Origin of the sequence: Lentilactobacillus kisonensis DSM 19906 = JCM 15041 (assembly GCF_001434135.1) — a bacterium.
Taxonomy (GTDB): Bacteria; Bacillota; Bacilli; order Lactobacillales; family Lactobacillaceae; genus Lentilactobacillus; species Lentilactobacillus kisonensis.
In genome coordinates, this window is sequence record NZ_AZEB01000091.1 from 1 (window position 1) to 602 (window position 602).

The following is a 602-nucleotide window of genomic DNA, read 5'->3' on the forward strand; positions in this document are numbered from 1 at the left end:
AATTATCCCAGCAATATTACCTGGCAACAATTTGTTTTAGATATCCTATTAGTGTGGCACTTGATTTGACAATTGAGGAATTACTTTTTATTTTGATCTTTAGATTTAACGGGCAAAGTGGCAATTCCAACGCCGATTGCAACAGCAAAAACGGTCTGAATTAAATCATGGCTTTGATTTTCAAAAACTGCATAATAAACAGCAAATAACCCAATCGCTAGTAAATACCGTAAAATATAGATCAAGGCTCTTTTACTCATCAGAAACTGCCTCCCATAACAAACGATATCTATTTTTATTTAGGTTCTCTATCTAGATTATGTGTGATTTTCACATTTCTGCTTGTACCTAGGGGTTGCGACGCTTTTTGCCCATATTTTCCCCGTAAATAAACGTCAGTTGCTTTCACATCAAGCGTAGATAGATATAAACGGTTGGGTTCATCTTTTTTAGTTCGGGGATTAAAAACTGGTTGTTTTTGTATCAGCAAATGAGCAGCTGCGAGTTCTCTTTTTATTTTGACGACTTTCTGATTCTTGCAATTAAGTAAATTTCCTAATTCCTGATTCGAAAAAATAAAGTAGACGTGCCCTTCCTCATCA

The 602-nt window shown here is 35.2% G+C and carries 1 protein-coding gene and 1 pseudogene; both read right to left on the minus strand.

Annotation, left to right across the window (positions count from 1 at the left end):
- Nucleotides 1–80: 80 nt before the first annotated feature.
- Nucleotides 81–260 (minus strand): hypothetical protein, encoded by a 180-nt coding sequence (locus FC98_RS13835; protein ID WP_054656189.1) that lies wholly within the window; start codon nucleotides 258–260, stop codon nucleotides 81–83.
- A 62-nt stretch (nucleotides 261–322) separates the two neighbouring features.
- A pseudogene (locus FC98_RS13840) lies at nucleotides 323–602 on the minus strand (replication initiator protein A); the annotation flags it as partial.

Bases quoted from the DNA above. Each gene is read 5' to 3' on its own strand.
- FC98_RS13835 (WP_054656189.1), bottom strand. From the start codon at position 260: ATGAGTAAAAGAGCCTTGATCTATATTTTACGGTATTTACTAGCGATT.